Origin of the sequence: Acinetobacter sp. YH16044 (assembly GCF_013417145.1) — a bacterium.
Classification (GTDB): domain Bacteria; phylum Pseudomonadota; class Gammaproteobacteria; order Pseudomonadales; family Moraxellaceae; genus Acinetobacter; species Acinetobacter amyesii.
Genome location: NZ_VPEK01000127.1, coordinates 1 through 1,654 on the forward strand (window position 1 = coordinate 1; position 1,654 = coordinate 1,654).

4 protein-coding genes are annotated in these 1,654 nt (G+C 34.5%); 1 reads left to right on the plus strand and 3 read right to left on the minus strand.

Going from position 1 to position 1,654, the window contains the following annotated elements:
* Nucleotides 1-152: 152 nt before the first annotated feature.
* The 3 genes from FTV38_RS17420 to FTV38_RS17430 all read right to left on the minus strand — a co-directional run bounded on the left by FTV38_RS17420 (nucleotide 153) and on the right by FTV38_RS17430 (nucleotide 1,196).
* Entirely contained in the window at nucleotides 153-716 is a 564-nt protein-coding gene (locus FTV38_RS17420; protein WP_163146742.1) for a hypothetical protein, read from the minus strand.
* A gap of 23 nt (nucleotides 717-739) precedes the next feature.
* Nucleotides 740-949 (minus strand): hypothetical protein, encoded by a 210-nt coding sequence (locus tag FTV38_RS17425; RefSeq protein ID WP_163146743.1) that lies wholly within the window; start codon nucleotides 947-949, stop codon nucleotides 740-742.
* 67 nt (nucleotides 950-1,016) lie between these two features.
* Complete coding sequence (locus tag FTV38_RS17430; RefSeq protein ID WP_016651005.1) at nucleotides 1,017-1,196, minus strand: hypothetical protein; 180 nt, start codon at nucleotides 1,194-1,196, stop codon at nucleotides 1,017-1,019.
* Nucleotides 1,197-1,336: 140 nt separating this feature from the next.
* On the opposite strand from FTV38_RS17430, the gene FTV38_RS17435 reads away from it, so the two are divergent.
* Nucleotides 1,337-1,654 (plus strand): helix-turn-helix domain-containing protein (locus FTV38_RS17435; RefSeq protein WP_180023037.1); only part of this gene is annotated, 318 nt, incomplete at its 3' end.

The window sequence follows — 1,654 nt, forward strand, 5'->3', positions numbered from 1 at the left end:
ATAGAGAACAGGATGTTCCAAACAACAAGAATAAGAAAGATCGCACCAGGAGCGTGAGTTAAGACAGGAGTCATACCTAGCAACCCAATATGAGAAACCCCGGCAGGATGCTGGGGTTTTTTATTATTAAAAGGAAAACTATAGGTATTAAATTAACTTTCCTTCTCATTATCAGAATCTAGGTTTTTCTCTGAATCGGAATCATTTTTCACGAATAGGTCTTTAAGCTCTAGCATCGCTGCTAGTGCATACATAGTGAGAGTAAATAGAATTATTCCAATAACAACAAATCCAATGCCATAAGAGACACCGAAACTGGTAAAACAGAAGAAAAAACCTGTAGTAAAGAAAATAGCTGATGCAACAAACATCACACTAAAAATAGCTGATAATGCATATTCAAAATTAAGAATAAAATTCTTTATCCAACTCGGTATTGGTATTTTCCTTTCTAATTCTCTTTCTGCTACAACTAACATTAATAAAGGTAGACAGTAAATTCCCGAAAGCCAAATAAGAATATGGACATAATTATCATGGGAAGGTATAAGGCTCTTCATCATTTCGTTAAAGTTAGATAGATCATGACTTTTATGAAAAATGACTCCCCAAATATCTTGACATAAAGCTAATAAAAGAGGGATCACTCCTAAAAGGATAGTTATTGCAACCCCTTGTTTAAAAGATTTTTTTATATATTCTTTCGGTGGAAACACAGGACCTCCTATCAACAATTAGCTTATTTAAAACCCGCTCTTCTCAACATTTTTTTAAAATTAGCTTCAACTTGTTTTTTAACTTTAGAAGCTATTTCTTTCTGCAATATTCCATACTTTTCTTGTGCTCCACATTTAGCACAAGTAATCGTATCTGAAGCTTTAGGATTACTAGGAATCTCAAACTTATCGCTTCCGCAAGAACATAAAATATTTATTGTTTGATCAGTCATCTCAGTGCCTTCGTTAATATGAAATTATTAAAAAGACTGCCAAGCGTACTTAACAGTCTTTCACAGCTCATCGCTTACTATCTGGCGTACGTTCAACACGAACCCAGCTTGAATTTGGCTTTGATGTCGGGGGGGCAATAGTTCGATCTGGAATAGTTGAGTAGTTATCTCTCAACCCACCTCTAGGACCTTGCTCTCGATAAATCCCACCATCACGGCCTGTATTCTGTCCTGGCTTTAAAGACATATTTCGCTCCTAATATTGTCGAATTCGACAACTAAATGTTGTCACAAATATTATTAACACTACTTGTCGAATTCGTCAACAAAATTTCTCTATTTCGAATTATTATAGAAATACAAAAATATAATCAGTAGAATAGAATTATGAATACAGAATCTAATGAAACCTACGTGTTTCCTGAACGGCTTAAAGCGATAAGAGAGTTACGTAAACTAACTCAAGCTCAATTAGCTGAAAAATCTAAAATTCCTTCTACCTCAATTTCACATTTGGAAGCTGGGTCAAGAAAACCATCTTTTGATAATTTGAGAAAATTAGGAATAGCGCTAGAAGTATCTACAGATTACTTACTAGGACGAGTAGATAGTTTTGAAGGAACTAATACGGACACTCTATTTAGAGATCTTCAAAACTTAACAGATAGTGATAGAGAAACTATTCGACGATTTGCAGAGTCACTA

What these genes read in the sequence shown, in the direction of transcription:
- FTV38_RS17430 (WP_016651005.1), bottom strand. Translation starts at nt 1,196, where the DNA reads ATGTCTTTAAAGCCAGGACAGAATACAGGCCGTGATGGTGGGATTTAT.
- FTV38_RS17425 (WP_163146743.1), bottom strand. Translation starts at nt 949, where the DNA reads ATGACTGATCAAACAATAAATATTTTATGTTCTTGCGGAAGCGATAAG.